16 protein-coding genes are annotated in these 20,483 nt (G+C 41.7%); 3 read left to right on the forward strand and 13 right to left on the reverse strand.

Going from position 1 to position 20,483, the window contains the following annotated elements:
- Positions 1 to 31: 31 nt before the first annotated feature.
- From M2273_RS12805 to M2273_RS12845, 9 genes are all read right to left on the reverse strand, one after another.
- On the reverse strand, positions 32 to 2,899 hold the full coding sequence (locus M2273_RS12805; protein ID WP_429397348.1) for a TonB-dependent receptor domain-containing protein: 2,868 nt from the start codon (positions 2,897 to 2,899) through the stop codon (positions 32 to 34).
- Positions 2,877 to 4,298, reverse strand: coding sequence for a hypothetical protein (locus tag M2273_RS12810; RefSeq protein WP_429397349.1), 1,422 nt, complete (start codon positions 4,296 to 4,298; stop codon positions 2,877 to 2,879). The genes M2273_RS12805 and M2273_RS12810 overlap by 23 nt, the downstream gene beginning before the upstream one ends.
- Before the next feature lie 116 nt (positions 4,299 to 4,414).
- Complete coding sequence (locus M2273_RS12815; RefSeq protein ID WP_429397351.1) at positions 4,415 to 6,871, reverse strand: alkaline phosphatase family protein; 2,457 nt, start codon at positions 6,869 to 6,871, stop codon at positions 4,415 to 4,417.
- A gap of 317 nt (positions 6,872 to 7,188) precedes the next feature.
- Entirely contained in the window at positions 7,189 to 11,532 is a 4,344-nt protein-coding gene (locus tag M2273_RS12820; RefSeq protein ID WP_429397353.1) for a two-component regulator propeller domain-containing protein, read from the reverse strand.
- Positions 11,533 to 11,725: 193 nt separating this feature from the next.
- Entirely contained in the window at positions 11,726 to 13,012 is a 1,287-nt protein-coding gene (locus M2273_RS12825; RefSeq protein ID WP_429397355.1) for an esterase-like activity of phytase family protein, read from the reverse strand.
- Positions 13,013 to 13,315: 303 nt separating this feature from the next.
- The gene (locus M2273_RS12830; protein ID WP_429397357.1) at positions 13,316 to 13,570 is read right to left on the reverse strand and encodes a hypothetical protein; all 255 of its coding nucleotides are present in this window, start codon (positions 13,568 to 13,570) and stop codon (positions 13,316 to 13,318) included.
- A gap of 1 nt (position 13,571) precedes the next feature.
- Positions 13,572 to 14,132 (reverse strand): elongation factor P, encoded by a 561-nt coding sequence (gene efp / locus M2273_RS12835; protein WP_429397358.1) that lies wholly within the window; start codon positions 14,130 to 14,132, stop codon positions 13,572 to 13,574.
- A gap of 184 nt (positions 14,133 to 14,316) precedes the next feature.
- A complete protein-coding gene (locus M2273_RS12840) occupies positions 14,317 to 14,655 on the reverse strand; it encodes a hypothetical protein (RefSeq protein WP_429397360.1) in 339 nt (112 codons plus the stop codon).
- A 235-nt stretch (positions 14,656 to 14,890) separates the two neighbouring features.
- The gene (locus M2273_RS12845; RefSeq protein WP_429397362.1) at positions 14,891 to 15,385 is read right to left on the reverse strand and encodes a DinB family protein; all 495 of its coding nucleotides are present in this window, start codon (positions 15,383 to 15,385) and stop codon (positions 14,891 to 14,893) included.
- A 263-nt stretch (positions 15,386 to 15,648) separates the two neighbouring features.
- Between M2273_RS12845 and M2273_RS12850 the strand changes: the two genes are divergently transcribed.
- Complete coding sequence (locus M2273_RS12850) at positions 15,649 to 16,395, forward strand: hypothetical protein (RefSeq protein ID WP_429397364.1); 747 nt, start codon at positions 15,649 to 15,651, stop codon at positions 16,393 to 16,395.
- Between the two features lie 679 nt (positions 16,396 to 17,074).
- On the opposite strand, the gene M2273_RS12855 is transcribed toward M2273_RS12850, so the two are convergent.
- Positions 17,075 to 17,302: a histone H1 gene (locus M2273_RS12855; protein ID WP_429397366.1), complete on the reverse strand. Its 228-nt coding sequence runs from the start codon at positions 17,300 to 17,302 to the stop codon at positions 17,075 to 17,077.
- Between the two features lie 186 nt (positions 17,303 to 17,488).
- Here M2273_RS12855 and M2273_RS12860 point away from each other — a divergent pair, with 186 nt between their 5' ends.
- Both M2273_RS12860 and M2273_RS12865 read left to right on the forward strand, forming a co-directional pair.
- Positions 17,489 to 17,815 (forward strand): hypothetical protein, encoded by a 327-nt coding sequence (locus M2273_RS12860; RefSeq protein ID WP_429397367.1) that lies wholly within the window; start codon positions 17,489 to 17,491, stop codon positions 17,813 to 17,815.
- A gap of 74 nt (positions 17,816 to 17,889) precedes the next feature.
- Positions 17,890 to 18,318 (forward strand): tail fiber domain-containing protein, encoded by a 429-nt coding sequence (locus M2273_RS12865; protein WP_429397369.1) that lies wholly within the window; start codon positions 17,890 to 17,892, stop codon positions 18,316 to 18,318.
- 79 nt (positions 18,319 to 18,397) lie between these two features.
- On the opposite strand, the gene M2273_RS12870 is transcribed toward M2273_RS12865, so the two are convergent.
- From M2273_RS12870 to M2273_RS12880, 3 genes are all read right to left on the reverse strand, one after another.
- The gene (locus M2273_RS12870) at positions 18,398 to 19,108 is read right to left on the reverse strand and encodes an FAD-dependent oxidoreductase (protein ID WP_429397371.1); all 711 of its coding nucleotides are present in this window, start codon (positions 19,106 to 19,108) and stop codon (positions 18,398 to 18,400) included.
- Positions 19,109 to 19,299: 191 nt separating this feature from the next.
- Positions 19,300 to 19,659, reverse strand: coding sequence for an FAD-dependent monooxygenase (locus tag M2273_RS12875; RefSeq protein WP_429397373.1), 360 nt, complete (start codon positions 19,657 to 19,659; stop codon positions 19,300 to 19,302).
- A 33-nt stretch (positions 19,660 to 19,692) separates the two neighbouring features.
- Positions 19,693 to 20,451, reverse strand: coding sequence for a helix-turn-helix domain-containing protein (locus M2273_RS12880; RefSeq protein WP_429397375.1), 759 nt, complete (start codon positions 20,449 to 20,451; stop codon positions 19,693 to 19,695).
- Positions 20,452 to 20,483 lie beyond the last annotated feature (32 nt).

Below are 20,483 nucleotides of genomic sequence, written 5' to 3' on the forward strand. Positions count from 1 at the left end.
ACTTTTTAAATTATTATCTAAAGAAGCGCTCTTACAGCTGGTAACTTAAGCCTAACTGGTAATATGCCGAAAAATTCTGTTTTAAAATAGTGATCTTGCTGGTTTGCAGCTGGCCGGGCAATAAGTTTCCTGAACCATTGGGGTTAGGAACTAAAATATCATCAATAATACCATTATTAAAAAGATTAGCGGCACTTAACCTGAGTTTGAATTTATTGCTTAGTTTTTTTTCTGCCGATAAATTAACCGTTATATTCTGTCGTTGCCAATAATCAAGGTTATACCATGGCGAAACAAGGTCGATACGTTTACCAGTATAAATAACAGACAAGTTTGCAAGCCAGTTACCCGGTACGTTTTTATAAAGCAAATTAATATTAGCCAAATGTTTTGACTGCCCTTCCAAAGGCCCCTGTTCGGCTTTGGTAACGGTAACCAGGTTGCTGGCAGGATTATCCGGATTGGCCCTGGTTAACAGTTTTTTCATACGGGTGATGTTAGATGAGGTATAGGTATAGCTACCTGTAATAACAAAGTTTAACCAGCTATAGCTGTAAGAAAGCTCTGCACCATAATTGACAGCAGTACCGGTGTTTTTTAACTGCTCGGTTAATTGCCCGGCGGGTGTGTAGTTTAATCCGTTTTGAGGTATGGGGTAAAGCTCGTCATCCCCGTTAAGTAGTGTTTTCTCGTAAGCATCAACAATGTGTTTATAAAATACCGAAGCTTTTAATTGCATGCTTTTTGTTTGATACCCGGTATAATTTAAATCAAAATTGTCTGCCTGGGTTCGTTTTAAAAAAGGATTTCCGGCAACAAGATAGTCCTCATAAGCTATGGTGGCAAAAGTAATATCATACAAAGCCGGGCGCGAAATACCTTTAAAGTAACTGGCTTTAAGCTGTTGTTTATCATTAAGCGCGTACTTCCAATGTAAATCGGGCAACCAGTCTTTATAGCTAATATTTACAATTTTGCCATAGCTTACATTGGGATCAAGTGTAGAAATAAAGTTTTGATCGGTTTGCTCCAACCTGAGCCCCCCTGAAAACTCCGACCGGCCGCTTTGCAGATCTGCCATGATGTAAAAGGCATTGATATCTTCTTTCGCTGTATAATTATTAGGATTATTTACATTGCCAAGCGGATTTTGAGGCCCGTTATCATTTATCCAAACCGCGTTATTAATATCGGTAAAAGGTTCGTTAATGGTTGGTGTAAATGTATAGGAGTTATAAAAATTATCTCTGTTTTTGCGCCGGATGAGGCCACCACCGCTCAGTGTAAGCTTTTGGTTAAAAAATTCAGGTTTATAGTGCAGGTCAAGATAAATGTCCAGGTCTTTTTCTTTATTGCTCAACCAGATCCGGTTAAGTGGCGCTAATAATAAAGGCGACTGTACTATTGTATTATCAGGAGCTAATAACCTGCCTGTGTTGGCAGTTAATTCCGACCAATCCGGGTACCGGCCGTTGGCTATCGAAAACTGACCTGCCCAATCAACACTTAAATCATGATAACTATGATTACCCTTAAGGTTAATATTATTGATCTGTTGTTCATGAACGCGTGAGCGGTCGCTAACATAAATTCGTCCGGTACCAACCCCCGATCTTCCTAATATCAGGCTGGTATCAACTGTACTGCGGGTTTCTATATCTTTTTGGTCAAGATAAAAATGGCTTAACGTAAATTTGTTTACGCTATCGGGCCTAAAAACAAACTGTTCGCTGGTGCTTACAGCAATTTTGTTATTATAGTAACTATGCTTATAAAAATCAGAAAAGGCAGGAACGTTATTTAAATTAGGCTGCGTGTTCAAAGGGATAAAAAAACCATCAGACCCGGTCTTAATATTCTTATAATCAGCGGCAGCAATAAAACCTAATTTGTTGTTAAAAAACTTACGGCCAATCAATAAGTTAAAATTAACATCGGGCAATGGCCGGCTATTTTGAAAGGAAAGATTATCCTTTGAAAAATCGGCCCCGGTTGCGTAATGGGATAGCCCAAAACGTTCATAAGGTGAATGATTTTGAACAACATCACTATTAAATGTACGGTACTGCTTATCAAAATAATGCCCGCTATAGCCGGTATTCAAATTTACCTGCAGCAACGGATCATCAGGTGGCTGGCGCATCACCATATTTACCACACCGCCAATGGCATCGCCTTCCATATCGGCCGTTAATGATTTATAAACCTGTACACTTTGCAATAGCCCGGCCGGAAACAGGTCAAGTGATATATACCGGCTTTTATCATCAGGGCTCGGTATTTTGAACCCGTTTATAAGCGTATAGCTATATTTAGCTTCCATACCCCTGATAATGGCCTTATCAGTGTTACCAGTGCTGGTACGGGTTATAGAAAGCCCCTGAATGTGCTGAACAACATCGCCTGCACTAATACTGCCTGTATGCTCAATCAAATCCCCCGAGGCTATGTCTACCGCGGCTATAGTATTTCTTTCGGTAAGCCTTGATTGCTGATCCGATCTCGGATTTACCCTGGCTGTAATAACAACCTCGTTTAAAGCAATCTGCAGTTTTTCGAGGGAAACATTTAACTCCGTTGTTTTATCTCCGGATATGGTCAGGTTTATGGTTTGCTGCTTATAATTCACCGCCGAAAACATTACACTAATATTTCCGGCGGGAATTTTATCTAAATAGCAAACACCGGCAGCATCAGTAAACCCCGTAACTACGGCACTGCTTATTTTAACAAGTACATTTGCAATGGGCTTTTGAGTTGCCTGATCTGTTACCCTAACTTTAATAGATGATGCGAAAGCGCAATAACTAAAGCACAGCAATACAAATAACAAAAATGAAAGCCTTATTATTTGTATTGCCGGATGACTGTTTTTTTTAGTGCTGATTACCCGTTCCATCAACTTGATAAGCACCAATATCTTTACCTGGAGGTGTAATTTCTGTAGCTCCAAATATCTTGTCCACTTTTACTATAGCCAGCGGACTAAAACCAGTATAGCCTTTACCTATAGCCGGCGAACCGGATTGTAGCCTGAAGTTATAACCACCTACATAATCGGCGTTAATGAATTGAGTATTAGCAGCAGCAGGAAGCGGGTAATTTATAAACAGTGGGTTGTTTGCTCCCGGAGTGGTTTTATTACCACCGTTAATATCGCCGGTTTGTACCCGGGTTATAAAGCCTGCAGGCAAAAACTGTGTTGTAATAGCGGTATTGTCGCCATAATTATAAGTATAACCATATTTGATGTTAACCGTATCTGCAGCGGGTACGGTACCAGAACCACCTAAAACACTTAAACCATAAGCACAGTTAACTATAAAGTTATTATAGGCCAAACCCCTGCCACCGTTTTCAAAATCAAGTGAACCACCTTCTCCGGCTTTTTGCTGGCGATATCCGCCGCTTATCATGGTATTATTATAACAAGCCATATTAGCCTGGGGCGATAAGCCACCCGCGTTAGCTGATTTAAAGCAGTTTCCCGTACCCCCAACAGCTAAATTGTATGCAATATCTCCCACACTACCACTCTTAACGTTAACACATTCACCTGCTATAAAACCCACCTTTTCAAAGGTGTTACGCATTATTTCAAACTTACCGCCGGCAACTCTGATCATGTCGTTATGTGAACCATACAACCAGCAATCTTCCAAAACAAAATTGGCATTAGGGTTTTGGAAAAAGATACCATAGCTGTCCAATGTTGCGCGGATTGGGGAGTTTGCAGGGGTTAAACCTCCCAAATATTCAAAACGGGTCCATTTTAGAATAATATCCCCGGAGGTTGTGCTACCCTCTATCCCGCCCCAATAACCTTTAAAAGCCGGGTCGGTGTTAGGACTCTGCGGGTCTTTAGCTGGGTCTGATTTTAAAGCGGTATTTTGAACAGTGAACAGATTAGGACTTTCTTTGGTTCCTAATGACAGCAATGTACCGTTCACTAATATACCGGGCGCGTGTTCTTGTGTGCCGATAGCGGTAGCCCCGGTTACCGGGCCTATGATATATACCTTAACACCACTTTGTATAACCAATGTATCACCTTTATTAATAGTAGCAGCTGCATAATCACTGCTTAAATAATAAGTTTGTCCTGCTTTAAGCGTTCCTTTAATCGCCCTCCCGTTTGATTTGTTTTTGGAATTTAGGGTATCGCCGTTTTGGATATATGAACCCGCATGGAATTCCTGCCCTGATACTTGTATTTGCTGATCATTAGATGATTTACTGCACGAGAACAGGCAAAATACAGGTAACAAAAGAGGCAAGAATGATTTAAATAACTTCATAAGTAACTTTCTGTAGAATAAATTGTTCAATTATTCGCTTTTGTTTATGTAGATATTACTGCCCTGACAGGACAGCAGTGATTCTCTTTCTGGTTGTTTTATTAGGTATGCCGGATTTAATCGTCGTCATCCTTCTTTTTCTTTTCCAGGATAACAAAAGCGCTTCTTTTAGGCGCGGGCATTATTGAGTTTTCGCCCTTTATCGATTTCCAGATCACCTCGTTCAGGTCCAGATCAGGCGCGGCATCTTCCCTGGCAAAATTGAACAATTCTGACCGTTTACTGCTTTCATTAACCGCAATATTACGTTGCTCTATATCAACCTGTGCAGGCTTAACTTTATAAGGTGTAAGGTCAGGCTTATTAGTAAAACATTCATAAAATGGCAAAGCGGCAGCATCGTACTGGCTCATAGGCGGCAGGCCAAGTATCAGCTCTATGGTACGCAACATACCTGTTGTAGAATACATGCTATGGATCACCGCGTTTCGCTTTACAAACGGACCGGCAACAAATGCCGGAGAGCGGTGGGCGTCGATATGGTCGGGGCCGGCTTGTGCATCATCTTCCAGAATAAACACAACTGATTCCTTCCAGATGGAGCTTTGCGCCAGGTGCTCTATAATACGGCCTACAGCCAGATCATTATCTGCAACCGCTGCTATAGGCGAATATTTACCTTTTTGCTGTCCGCTGGTATGGTCATCAGAGATACGCAACGTATTAAATTGCGGAACGGCGTTAATGGTCATCAACGAATCAAAATCATGCTGCCAGGCATCGGCACGTACCTGATCTTTAATATTCATGTCAAACCCTGGCGAATGAGGCCCCATGTGTCCCTGCAAAGCTTTGATGCTGGCCTTGCCATAAGCTCCAAACTCACCATAACTTCTGTACGTAACACCTGCACGCTTGCAGTAATCCCATATATAACCATCATTTGGCGACGAACCCACACCTGAGTAACTTGGTCCGCGGCTACTATAATTGGTAGGCCATGTTTTTTCAATCACATCAGTGGCATAGGCACCCATGCTCCAGTTGTGCCCATCTTCGCTAACTTCTGCATCTACATAAAAATTATCAAGCAAAACAAACTCATTAGCTATAGCATGTTGGTTTGGCGTAATGTTTTTACCAAAAATGCATAGTGAACTATCGCCATTTCCCTGCGGCATATCGCCTAAAACCTGGTCATAAGTGCGGTTTTCTTTGATGATATAAAAAACATACTTTATAGGTGATTTCTCTCCCGCTTTACGTGGGATAGGGTTACCAGCTTCTCCATCGGCCTGTCTGGTTCTTTTATCGGTAAATGGCGTATTGGCGTATACCTGTTTAGTATAAATTTTTTGCTGCTCGGGTTTGGGCGGGTTAATAAATGATAAAGAACCGACAAATAACCCGCCTATATATTGGATCTTGCTTTTTGTGGTGATCCCGGTATGGATACCAAGATTATTATCTTTTGCAAAAGGCTGCGGTCCCTGAGGATTGGCCATTGACGTTAAACCCTTTCCATTGGCTACAATTATTTTGTTACCCAACGTTTTCACATTGGTAGGATACCAGCCGACCGGTATAAATCCCTGGCTTTTGCTATTGCCTGGCTTGGTAACATCAAATACCGCTAAACAATTATTATCGGCATTGGCTATATATAATGTGCTTTCATTGGCCGATAGCGCCAAACCGTTTGTAGTAGAGCCAGCCAAACGCGTAGGATAAAGCACTGTTGAGATAGTTTCAATAACCTTATTTGATTTGGTATTGATAACTGAAACCGTATTGTCATTGGCATTGGCTACAAAAAGATAAGTTCCTTTTTTATTTAACAACAGTTCATTGGGGTGGTTACCGGTATTAATAGTGGTTTCAATATTTTCAGAAACGGTATTGTAAGCAGCAACCTTAGCTCCTCCCCATAAAGAAATATATAGGGTTTTTTCATCGGGCATCAGGGTACAACTGTAAGCCATGCCGGGTAACTGTACTTTTTTTACGATAGTACGCGTAGCCGGCTCAATAACATACAGCGAACTATCTTCTTTAGTTACGGCGTAAAGACGGGTATTATTTTTATTGGCAACCATGCCGGTAGGGCATATTTTATCTTTTGGCCATTGTTTGCCTAACCTTATGGTATCGGGGTTACCAAGTTTGTTATCCTGTAAATGAAAGTCAAGTATCCAGTTATCATAACCTCCGGATACATAAAGTTCCTTCTCGTCATGACTGAAAGCCAAACCGTACCATGATTTGCCCAATACTTTTTCATCAAGTTTCTTTTCATTTTTAGGGTCTATTAGCTGAACCGATTGCGTGCTTTGCCCGTTATTGGTTACCGCCAATAAATGCCCCGATGTGCTCAATTGCAGATTCAATGGCAGATCGCCCAAAGGCAATGACCGCCCGGCCGGACTTAATTTCCATCCATTTGGTAATAAAACCTGATTGGTTTGCCCAATTTTGCCCGGTACCTGTGCCTGGGCATAAAAACAAACGTTAATCAATAACGTTGCAAACAGTAATTTTTTTGCAAAACTGAATTTGTAAATCGATATCATCATGAGTAGATTATTTGTAAATCAATTGAAGATCCATCTGCAGATCACCAGGTAAATCGTTTACCCACATTACACCTATGGATACGCAAAAGTAACAGCCGGGTTAAGCAAGCATGTTATGAACCCGTTAAGCCATTATTATCAAAACATAACAATCTTGTTGCATTATGAAACAGCTCTATTTGTTAAGCGAAAACATGTATTTGTTAATACATTTATGCGCGGCAGGTGGTTAAAGGCAGCAGGCGGTTAAAGATTGTACTGTTCATGTTTTTCCCGTCCAATATTTGCGGCATTCAATCATCCGGTAAAAGGCTGGACTATTTTTGCTTCAATTCTGATCTGCTCCCGTTCTTGTCAGGCTGGGATAGTTTACCTGACAGGGAAATTAACTTGTTAATCAGCAGGTTAAGGTTGATGGGCTTGGAAAGATAATCGTCCATGCCCACGTTCATGCAATTCTCCACCTCCTCGGTCATGGCATTGGCGGTCATGGCAGCGATAAGTGGTCTGTTTCCGTACTGGTTGCGTATCAATCGTGTGGCCTCCAACCCGTCGATATTTGGCATTTGGATATCCATCAAAACCAGATCATAGTCCGTTTTACTTAGCCTGTCCAGCACCTCAAGCCCATCATTGGCCAGATCGGGGAAATACCCCAGCTTATTTAATACCCGAATGATCAGTTTTTGATTTATGAGATTGTCTTCGGCAACCAATATTCTGAAGGGATATTCAAGAGCGAACTGTTCAGAAAGCACCGCTTGTTTAGCTTCCGGTATCGTTAGGAGCTCTTTTTTCAGATCCGTGGCGATCACCTGGAACAGTTGCTGCTGCTTGACCGGCTTGGTGAGTACGGAAGTAAAAAGGTGGGGGTACAATTTTTTACTTTCGTTTCCCATAGAACTTAGTAAAATGATAGGTACGTCTTTCCGGATCGTTTTGATACGGGTGCTTAGTTCTACGCCATCCATATCCGGCATCTGCATGTCGGTAATGACCAGGTCGATTTCTTCCTGCCCGGAAAGTATGTCCAGGGCCTCCAATCCGGAGGACACCGCGACAGCCGTCATATTCCACTTATTTAGCTGGATCTGCATGATCCTCAAATTCGTGTTATTATCATCGATCACCAGCACCCGCTTATCTTTACAGGCGTCATTTTTATAAATAAACTGTGGCAACAGCTCAGGGCTCTTCCGGCATCTGATACTGAAGGAAAACGTACTGCCCGAACCGGGAACGCTGTTCACTTTGATCTTGCCCCCCATGAGTGCCACCAGGCGCTCGCAAATAACCAGCCCAAGCCCTGTACCGCCATATTTACGCGTAACAGAAGAATCGATCTGGTTAAATGCCTTGAATAAATTTTCAAGCTGGTCTTCACGGATCCCTATCCCCGTATCCCTGATTTCAAAATAAAGATCAAACTCTTCTCCGTCTGATTGCCCGGAAGTAACCATAATAAATACTTCACCTTTAGGGGTAAATTTAATGGCATTTCCCACCAGGTTAGTTAATATCTGCCGCAGGCGTAAATTATCAGCCATGACATTGGTTGGGGTCATGTCGTCAATTTGATAAACCAAATCAATTCCCGTATCTGCTGCCTTGCCTCCAAAGATCTCTAAAACATCTTCAATACATTTTCGAAGCTCAAAGTCCTGAGGGTCCAGTTCAAACTTTCCGGATTCTATCTTGGAAAAGTCAAGAATGTCATTGATCACCGTGAGCAGGGATTCACCACTCGTCAGAATGGCATCGGTATACTCCCGCTGTTCCATATCCAACCTGGTTTCAGAAAGGAGGGAGGCCATACCCAGAACGCCGTTCATGGGCGTTCGGATCTCGTGGCTCATGGTCGCCAGGAAAATACTCTTTGCCATATTAGCCTTATCCGCTTCCACCCTGGCGGTTTCCGCCAGCACACGGGCGTGGTGTTCCTGTGATTTCTGATCGGCCAATTGCTGATTAAGTACTTCCAGCGTGTCAGTTTTTTCTCTGAGCTCCTGAGATTGTGCCATTAGCTCCTCAGATTGCACCATTAGTTCTTCTGATTGATCCTGCAACGTTTCTTTTTGCTCCCGCAGTTGCCCGTTCAGTTTCCGCAGATTGTTGGCTTGCTGACCGATCTCCCGGGTCCTGGCTTCCACCTGGCTTTCCAGCTCGGCTTTTTGCCTTTTTACAAAATTTATTCGGTAAAAGTAAAATGCGAATGCCCCGCCGCCAATCAGCAATACCCCTATGGTTCGGAACCACCAGGTCATCCAGTAAGGCGGAATAATAGTGATTTTTAGTGTAGTGACATTTTCATTCCAAACATCATCGTTATTGGCCGCTTTTATTTTAAAAAAATAGGTCCCGGGATTTAAGTTCGTGTAGGTGGCATTACGATGGTTGCCCACGAAGCGCCATTCATTGTCGAAGCCTTCCAGTTTATACGCGTATTGGTTCTCTTCGGGGATAGAATAATCGAGAGCCGCATATGTGATAGTAAAAACAGATTGCAAATAGGTTAAGGCGAGCTCCTTTGTCGTTTCTATATTCTGTTTTAACGGCGAATTGGGGCCACCAGCGACAATCGTCTTATTGAAAAGCGCAAACCCGGTAATCACGACCGATGGTTTGTTACGGTTATGATAAAGCCTTTCCGGATCAATGATGTTGAACCCGTTGATACTGCCGGCAGCAATTTCGCCGCTCTTTAATCGCACCCCGCAGCCAAGATTGAACTCAAGGCTTTTTATTCCATTGTTATGACTGTAGTTTTTGAATTGCTTTCCTGCTGCGTCTAAGCGGGTAATACCTTTCAATGTGGTCACCCAGATATATCCGCCCGCATCTTGTGTGATATAATTAACCGTATTATTGATCAATCCATTTTGTTCTGTGAAGGCGGAGATCTTATGGGTCAGGCTGTTAAAAATGTTTAATCCGCCTTCCCCGGTACCTATCCATATATTATTCTTTTTATCTTCATAAAATGCACTGATCACGTTACTGTTGAGGTTGCTGTTGCCGATGTTCAGCTGCGAAAAACTTTTAGTAACCGGATTGAAAATGCTAATGCCATTGGAATAGCCACCTATCCAGATATTATCGTTTTTATCCTGCAGAAGCGCATGAATAGAGTTATCACAGATGCCATTTGGTTTTTTGGGGTCTTGCAAATACTTTGTAAAGGTCCCGGTAACGGGATCAAATCTATCCAATCCTCCCTGGTCGGTACCTATCCATATATCGCCAGCCCGGTCCTCGAGCAGCGCGTATATCATATTGCTGCTAAGATCGCCGGGGTCATTTCCTTTTTTGTAATGCCTGAAATTTCCGGTCTTCGGGTCAAAGCGGTCCAGGCCGTTTAAATAGGTGCCGATCCAAACGGTTCCATCTTTCTTGCTGACCAGGACTGCAGATGTATAATTACTGATAAGGCTGTTCTTGTTTTTTGCGTCATGCCGGTAGGAGACATAAGTATTGCTGGAGCGTATGAAATATTCAAGTCCTACATCGGTAGCCAGGTAAAGGTTCCCGGTTTTATCCTCCGCCATTCCCCTCACGATGTTCTTTGCTGCCGGCGTGTTTGTTAATGAAGCCTTATAAGCCGGAAAGATCGCGACATTTTTATCGAATTTAGAGACGCCCTCACTCGAGGTACCGATCCATAAAATGCCGGATTTGTCTTCCAATAAAGAATAGATTCCATCATTGGGAAGCCGGCTTTCACTATCCGTCTTATCGGTAATCGGGATGACTTTTCTCTGTGCGGCGTCAAATAGCTGCAGCGTTGTATTAGAGCCTATCCAAAACCGGTTTCCCTGCGTTTTCGCCAGGCTGTAAACCGGGTTAAAGCCACCATCAGAATTTCGATCACGGTCTATCTGATAGGGCCGCAAACTATTCTTCCCTTTATCCACCAGTTTTAGTCCTTTATTTGTGCCGATCCAAATACCCTGCTGCTCATCCTCGGTTATTGCAAAAACCATTTCGGATTTATATTCAGGGTTATTCCGGTCATCAATCCGCGAGCATTTCCCGGTTGCCCTGTCAAACAGGTTCAAACCGCCGGCTGTACCTATCCACAGCCGATGACGCGTATCTTCGTAAATCGTAATGATGTTGGAATTACCCAAACTTCCCGGGGCTTTGGGGTCATGAAAATAATGGCTGAACCTGCCAGTCTTTTTATCATAACAGTTTAGCCCGTTTTCTGTCCCTATCCACAGATTTGAGCTTTTATCGCTATAAATTACATTAATATTGTCGTTGCTGATGGAATAGGGGTTCTTCGGATCATTTTTGAAGTTGGTAAAAGCGTCTTTTGACCGGTTGTAGCGGCTGAGACCTCCAACCCGGGTGCCGACCCACATATTTCCGTTCCCGTCATCGCTAATGGCATTGACGGTGTTGGCCGGCAGGCTACTTGGTTTTGAGCTTAAATGTTTATAAACTGTAAAGGTAAACCCATCGAATTTGTTGAGGCCGTCCTGCGTTCCGAACCACATAAAGCCATACTGGTCCTTAAAAATGCTTAAAATTGTATTTTGCGAAAGGCCATTTGAACTGGAGAGCGAAGTTATGTTAAGCCTGAATGGCTGAGAAAGTGCCGGTATAGACCAACCAATGATCATGAACGTAAAAAGTAGCCCCAGTCTATAAAATTTCATTATAACACATTCTCCTTCAGAATTATGTTATACGTGAATTTGTTTTAAAAGTTTAAATAGGTATCGGCTTTCTTTGGAGTTTTAACCCTTGGTTTATTAGCTACAATCACCGTTTGCGCTTTCAGATGCATTTATTCGCTAAAAAGGAAAGGCCTGCTCATTGAGCGGCCTTTTCTTTTGTTCTATAGTTTTGTTATTTCAATTTTACAAAATACAGGCGGTTACGGTCCACCTGATTTGTTAATGGCAAAGTCTTTACTGCGAAACCACTGTTCCCGTTATCTATCACCCCGAAATCATCGTCATTAGAAATCACCAGTATATTACCAGGTAATAAAGCCAAACCTTCTGCTTTATCATGCGGGTAAACAGCAGGCAGGTCCTTCAATAAATCCAACACCGGCGTCTTGGTTACCGGGGTGATACCCGCAGCCTGCAGGCCGGCGGCGTTATTCAGTTCTTCAACAGTTTTGCCGCCGAATAATTTACCGGTTGTGCCATTAGCAGCATCCGAAATATCAGTAGCCGCGCTCAGGTCGATTTTAAATACTTTTTTAAAGGTAGCGGGATTAGTTGCCGCGCCGCCGAAAAGGGCATCCCTTTCAATGGTTAAGAAAGTTGTCGCGTTTACCGCTACAATATCACTTACGCCGGTAAGCGTAACATTGTCCATCAGGTAAGCGTATTGCTTGGTTGCGCCGCTGGCAATATCAAATGTCAGGATGCGTAATACCAGGGAGTTGACTACGGCAGCTTTCGTTGGGTTATACATCGGCGATTGCATCATGCCCACGAGTGTTTTTCCATCGGGAGTGATAGCCAAACCTTCCATACCACGGTTTGCTCTGCGATTAGCGAATACTGCAGGTATCTTACGGCCGCCGGTACCGGTGCCGAATGGGTTAATTCGTTCAATGGTTTTACCTGTCGCGTCGAAGTGGACGATGTGCGGCCCATACTCGTCACTTATCCAAAAGGTGCCATCAGCAGCCAATACCAGGCCCTCGGAATCGATACCGTCAGCGCTGGGGGCAATTACAGCGCCATTCAGGTCGTAGGCAGTCTCGCCGGAAGCGCCCATACCCGCCGGGTTAGGTAAGCCATTCAGTTTATCACCGGATGCATTTTTTAGATAAATCACCTGTTCCTGTATCAGTTTACCATCTTTTAACCTGAATTTTCCGATCTGCGGATCGAAATCGGGCTTGCCGATAATGATGGAATTAACAGCCTGACCGGCAACGTTTGAACCGCGGTCGGTTAGCATGTAAAATACCGACGGATCCCTTAGATCAGCTGCCACGGCCGAACCAAAGCCGCCGTTGTACACTTTTACACCGGTAGCAGTGGTGAACAAAACCGGCGGATCGGCAACTTCTGCCATATCCGGATAAGTAACTTTGGTGATTTGGTGATCTTTTTTGCAGCCTGTTGCAGCCGCTATGGTAAATGCAAGAACGGGGAGTAAGATTTTTTTCATGGTCGAGATAGGTTAGCTTTTGGCAAAGGAATCCTTTGCGTGTGAACCCATTGTTAACTTAAAAACAAGTAATTAGCTGCCATATTTCCCATGGGTGCCCGGAATTGCCGTAATGGTATATTTTCCGGGACAAATGATCTGGTTGAAACCATATCCGGCTCACAACCATTGCATATTGTAGATTATGCTCGTAAAAATATTACGCTGTTTGAGTAAACAGACACTATTTTCATTGATAAGCAGGTAGGCTGATGGTCTATTATTTCAGTACAGATTCTATACATAGAGCCTGTACTGAAACAATTAGTTATTTATCCTAAATCCAATTGATTTTGATTCCGGATGTTTTACAGCCAAGCCTTGAAGATAAAGCTGACCGTCTTCAATTTTGTATTCTATTGACCGTTCATCAAGCGTAAAATTATCTTCTTTTAAAATTTCCTTCACCTTTTCTACCAGTTCCTTCCTGTCAAAAACGGGGCTGACTTTCAGACTGTCATTTATAGGCTCGAGCACAATGCCATCAACCTTATAAGAAAATAACTTTGATTCCATCATATTATTTCACACGTTCAAGATATTCGCCGGTGCGTGTATCTACTTTTACCTTATCGCCCTGGTTCACAAAAAGTGGTACTTTTATTTCTATACCATTCTCTGTTGTAGCATATTTTAGTGCGCCCGAAGAAGTATCACCCTTAACGGCCGGCTCTGCATAAGTAATTTCTAATTCTACGCTGTTAGGTGCCTGCGCCATAATGGGTTCTTCGCTTTCAAAGGAAACTATGACGTTCATTCCTTCTTTTAGAAATTTTGCAGACGGGCCGAATAACGATTTTGGAATATTAAACTGATCAAAAGTGACGTTATCCATGATTACCATGAAATCACCTTCTTCGTACAGATATTGGAAATCATTAGTTTCTACCCGGCAAATTTCAACCTGTTCGTCAGTGGCCAAACGTGCCTCCACAATTTTTCCGGTTTTAATATTACGAAACTTATCTAAATAGAAAGCCCCTCCTTTACCTGGTGTACGATGTAGAACTTCTGTAACGGTTACCAGTTCGCCGTTATAACGTAATATATTTCCTACTTTAATTTCAGATGCCTTTGCCATGAAGATATGTTTGTAAATTTTGAGTCCAAAGATATGTGAAGTTATGGTAAACCTTCTTAAATCAATACCGAATTTTCTATTTGTTGTTATAATTGCAGCAAGATTTAATGCTGAATTGATTGTTTAATCTTTTCAAAACGTAAATTCGGGCTTGTAACTCACACATTTTGAACGGTTATACCGATCAATTCCACAACGTGCCGTCCAATCCCAAAACAGTACCAAGCCATAGCGCAACGATGTATCCAATCAAACTCAATATATAAGCCAATGCCTTTTTCCAGCCGCCCTGATAGCGCAGATGATCCATGAGGTAATAAAGTATACCACCCATTGCACCGGCTAAAGGGACTACAATTAAAGGTCTAATCATCCATAGCTTTCCCCATGCCGGGTTAGGCTCTCCGACTCCAAGCAGAAAAATTGTGATCAGGATTAAAGCAATCCCAGCGCCAAGCAACATGAGTTTACCCAATGAAGACGAATGAATTAGCTGTGTTGTTAAATTCTTTGTCGGTGTCATGATAAATGATTTTTAAGAAGATCCATTAAATACTTTGAACATAAAGGTAAATAAAAGTACTTTGTATTTCAAAGTATTTAATGAAATTTCTTTTAAATCATTATCACCAAAGCAATGACCAGTATATTAAAGCCGTAACAGGTGTAAATCTGGCGTGCTGGCCATTAGCTTTAGCTTTTGCAACAGGTCCGGTGCCATTTACCTGATGCCAACCCGAAATGATCAGCTTATCATCCTAATCATATTTCAGGGCAGGATAATTCAGCAACCTGCGCCATAAGGCAAGCTGGCCTATTATACTTGCTTCCCGATAGATCATAAATGATAGCAGCTCATAATAGGTCATTTTCATAAAACCCATATCAATTACACTATCCAGCTTTTCGTCGTCTGCGCTTACCAGTACCTCTTTGGCTATGGGACTTATCTTTTCCCAATCCTTTAGATATTCGGTGGTAGCAGGATACTTTGCATCGTCCTGGATCCCTTTGTTGTCTTTAAACAGCTCGTCTCCGGTCTGTTTTAATTCAGGGTGAGTCTCCCTTGTCATATAGAATCGCTGCTGCACCAATGACCCGGCGAGCCATGCAATGTGATTTGCCTTGGTATTTAAACGGTTATAGGTATCTTCCTCAGAGATACCTTCAATTGCACGGGCAAAAAAAGTGGTCTGCATATCAAACAAGGTGAGTAACCCCTCCGTTCTTCTGCTTGCTGTTTTTGTTTCCATAGCTGTATGTTAAGTTTATCGGTTTATTCTGTAAAGCTATAACAAGGAGTGATTAAAACACCTGTGTTATTATGACAAATTAGTGGGGCGTTTGCGACAATATTGCTGCTGCCGATAGCATAGCTCTTCATTACCATTTTCACAGGAGTGGAACCATTTTTTTACTATTTTGAAAAATTAAAATATTAAATTTATAATTAATCTTCCTCACCACAAAGATCAAGAGTAAAAGAGCGCCGAACACAAGTTTAAACTACATGGATATGAAAATAAAACTTAAATTCCTGACTATCGCATTACTGGCGGTATCAGTAGCTGCTGTTTTTACATCCTTAAGGATTACACGCATAGATGCCAACGATCTAACAGGTGCCTGGGAATATGGGCCGGCTGAAAAGCAAACGGTAATGATTAATACGGCAAAGGTTTTCTCTGTTGCCACCTACGACGTTCCGGGAAAGAAATTTATAAGCTCCTATGGCGGCACCTGGCGCATTCAGGACAATAACCTGATCCAACATATAGAATGGAATACTATAGATCCTGAGCAAGTGGGCAAAGAACTGAGTACTGAAATTACTTTAGCGGGAAGCAAACTTACTTTAACCCGATCAAATGAAACATGGAACCGGGTAGATGACGGAAAGTCGGGCGAACTGACGGGCGCATGGATAATTACCGGGAATTATACAAATGATAAGGTAAGTAAGCGGCCCAGTCCTTTTTTTCCAAGAAGAACTATGAAGGTACTTTCCGGTATACGCTTTCATTGGATTGCCTACAATGTAACAACTAAACAATTCATGAATGCCGGAGGAGGAAGCTATTCTGCCCGTGATGGCAAGTACACAGAGCATATAGCATTCTTTACCAAAACACCTGAGAGCGTGGGCAAAACCCTCTCTTTTCAATATTCATTTGTAAACGGCGATTGGCGCCATAGGGGCGAAAAATCGACAGGTGGGTCAATGGATGAATGCTGGTCGCGACGGGAAACGCTCGAAAATTAGATCAGGGAAACCTTAGCTTCACGTTCCGCAATGCCTGACCATTCAATTCTGTGCACTTTAGAGCACCGATTTGCTCTGCTCAACAAATTGACTCCTAATCTAAATTACAGTGTCAAGAGCAAAGTACTTCAAATAATTCCCACAATGAGAAATTTAATCAACACTAAATATCCATTCGTACGCAAGCATACATTCCTCCCTGATATTATGTGGCATTTCCGAGTTCTCCTGAATCTTAAATACCACGGTCTGTGAGTCAATGAAAGTAAGCTCAATGTGATTGGTGATGAGGTCATGCTCCTGTGATTTATACACGCCATGGCGAGAGTTAAACCAATACCAATGCTCTTCCTGAATCTTTAGAAGAAGGGAAAAGAATATATTCAACTGAGATATGAAAAGGTTATAGTTCTTGTTCATTTTAATACACAGTATCAGCGTTATAGCCCGATTACTTCAAGTATTAGGCCGTAGCATTTAAAAATTAAATCTTGTGCTGAAAATGTAACATCCTGTATAAAATTGCGCATATTATGAACTATACTACACTTTGTGTGAACACCAGTGCTTATACGGTGCATTAGAAGGAGTCATAATGGATTAGCTGGTTAAGTTTGAAACAAAAAAGGCCCGACCAATAGTGGCCTGACCTTTCCAAAAAACAGTTCTTAAGTGCTAATTATTGAGCGTTCTTTTTCTCGGTTACTTCTTTACGAATATCCGTAGCTAATACTTTTAATTGTTGCATAGCATTGCGCAGACGCGTTCCGGCTGCTTTATTTCCCTTGTCATAAAAACTTGCTGCGTCCACTTCAATTGCAGCAATCACTTCCTTTAATTTTTGAAAATTTTCCATAGTTATATTTTTAAAGGGAGCAAATGTAGAATTTTGGTTTAAATTATTCATAGAAGTCTCTGTTCATTTGCTAAGTGAGTACTTTTCAATAAGCAACCTGGTTAAACTCAGTGTGGCAATCCAATTTATCACTGGTAGGAGTGTACTTAATTGATAGACCATGAAATCAATTAAGCTGTTTATTAAATCTCTTGGTCTTAAATTTGAATTTACTATGTTTGCATAGTAATATTTATCATGAAGTTCGCCTGGTTAAAATACATACTGGTTTTTATATGCATATTTTCAATACTGGAAAGTACGGGTGTGTCTATTACCTCGGTTTTGATAAAAACTAACATTTGCCAAAGCGATTGCAGTCTGGTTAGCGATGATGAAGATGCAGCGGAAAGAAACGAAAACAAAGGAAGTAACCTAAAAGAGTTTTGGGCTATCCATCAGGATCTGGCATTTCCGCAACTGCATATGTATTGTAAAGCCATCAGTTATCCGGACGAAAAAAGCAGCCATCATTTAGCCTGGATTTCACCTGTACCAACTCCTCCGCCTAATTATACGGTTTAATTTATTTTATTTGTTAAACACACCCTGCTTTAAGCATGCAGGTAAAATATTATCTAAAATTAAATCTATAAACCATGAAATTTTCTGTTCAATTCATATTATTATTTATATTGTTCATTACTTTTAGTGCTATTACGTTTGCCCAGCAGGTAAGTGATAGCAGCATCAAAATCAACACCGCACCGGTAGCCAATTCGCTCGATTATATTACCAAATTGCAGCCCATTAGTTATGAATATAACCGTGGCCGATACAAACAGCTTAATTTACCTGCCGGTAAGCATTTTGGTTTTATTGCTCATGATGCAAAGCTAATAGTTCCTTCGGCTGTGAGTAATCGCCATAGTTGGTACACAGCAGGCAAGGGTAGTCAGCGTACAATTACCACATCCGAAGTAGACCTGGATAAATTGGTGCCGCTATTGGTTGGTGCTATAAAAGAACAGCAGGCACAGATCGAGGAACTTAAAATTGAGGTAGAACAATTTAAAAGAAGTAAATAGGCTTGCTTGTATAAATAAAATGCAGCAGACAGGCTGCATTTTATTTATACATATGTTGCATTTTTCAGTTATTCGCTTTTTAGGTCAATACCTTTTGGTTTGGTGCAAGTCCGATTGCTTTGCGGATGAACGGGATGAAAGTGACGCGGACAAAATACCTGGCTATAAATAAGCCCTGTTTCAGTTTATTTTTGCTGAACATCGTCAGCATTTCGTTCAATGCGCCAGGCTGGTGCATCCATTCAGTATTGAATAAAGTAGCCTGACCAATTTTGGCGAACCTGGCAAACATTTGCTTTTCATAATTTGCTATGCCTATTTGTATGTCGGTCAATGCGGGATCGGTGAGTGTTTCACTTAATTGCAATGCATCCAACATGGCCATATTTACACCTTCGCCGGCAAATGGCGGCATCCAATGTGCTGCATCGCCAATAAGCGTGATGTTAGGTTTTGCTTCCCATTTTTGATTTAAAGGCATACAGTATTGTGGTCGTGGAATGAAAAGTGTTTTTTCACACCCAAATAACTCCCACCACACCTCGCTCCAATCAGAAAATTCTTTTTTAAACCAGGCCAATACTTGTTTATTGTCCTTAAAATCTATACTGCTTTCTTTAAACCAAAATTCTTTGGATTTATGGCTGGTTGCAAACCCTAAACTACCATCGCCTTTCGAACTTACAATTAAGGTTTTATTATTTCCGTAGGCAAATATTTTTCCGCCTTTCAGTAGTTGGTGAATAACGGGCGCGGTATGGGCCGATTCTTTTATTACGCCTTCCAACATGGTAATACCAGTCCAATAAGGCTTGATGTCCGTAACAAAAGGTCTGATCTTTGAGTTTGCCCCGTCTGCTCCAATTACAATGTCGGCAATGGTAGTGCTGCCATTCTGAAAAAATATTTTCCATTGATCCTGTGTGGGTTCTATAGATAAGATATGACTGTCCCAAACAACCGTGCCGGGTTGTAATGCATTTAATAAAATTTCCCGTAGTGGCCCTCTGTCAATTTCGGGCGGTAATTTTTGTCACCGAATTTTTCGATGCTGCTTTCTATATGCTGGTCAGAATAAATTTTGGCCTTATTGTCGACTACCCTGACCAATTCTGCACCTGGCCGGTAGTGTGCTTTGAATTCGTTCATCAGACCTGCTTTTGCTAAGGCTGCTAAACCTGATTCGGTATGCAGGTCAAGAGCGCCGCCTTGCAACCTTACAGCCGCATTGATGTCTCTTTCGTATACTTTTACATTTGCTCCTTTTAGTTGTAAAAGGCGCGCTAAGGTTAAGCCTCCGGGGCCGCCCCCTATGATCGCGATTTCTTTATGCTGAATCATTTTGCCTGTTGAATTTGTTTTGACGATGCAAAACTATTTCTTCGGCAATGCTGATAATAGTATAAATCGGTCGTTTTGGTTTTTGGATAATTCTTTCGGCACTACGCCTGAATATTTTTTAACGGCTTTGATGAAATGTGTTTGATCTGCAAAATCTTGTTCGGGAAAAAGTTTACCTGCTTTAATTTGTTGCAATGATGCCCGGAACCGTAAAATATTGCAGTATGCTTTTAAAGAAATACCAAACTGCTGATTAAAATAACGGTTGATCTGGCGGTTGCTCCAAAAAACTTTTTCTGATAATTCCTTTACCGTCAGCGAACCATTGGAAGCATAGATCAGATCAAACAATTTTTTCTTCCTGCTGTCAATCCCCGGTTTGATCAGGGCGAGCATGGTTAAAGAAACCTTATGACAGAAAGTTTCAAAATCATTCAGGTCATCATTAGTAACACTCCAAAAATCAGCAGGTAAGCGATAACCGTGATTTAATACAGAAGCAACTTTAATGTGAAGCAAGTATTCGATAGCCAATAATTTGAAACTGACAGCAAACATGACCATCTTAGCAGGAATGACAGTTTGATCTGCCTCGGTATCTAAGCCCCTTAATGTGGCGTGAAAGGATTCGTTCGCGGCATATGAAAAAATAATATCAAACCTGCCGTCAGGCAATACCACAATTTCCTTTTCGACTGCAGAATGGCTCCGGATCATCCAGAAACTTTCAACAAAATCGGCAAGTTCAGCAACCGGTTTAATCGTTTCCAATTCCAAATCACTTATCGCCATTTTTCATTTGATTATTAATAGCTCGCAATTAC

Source organism: Mucilaginibacter lappiensis, from assembly GCF_050433765.1.
Taxonomy (GTDB): Bacteria; Bacteroidota; Bacteroidia; order Sphingobacteriales; family Sphingobacteriaceae; genus Mucilaginibacter; species Mucilaginibacter lappiensis_A.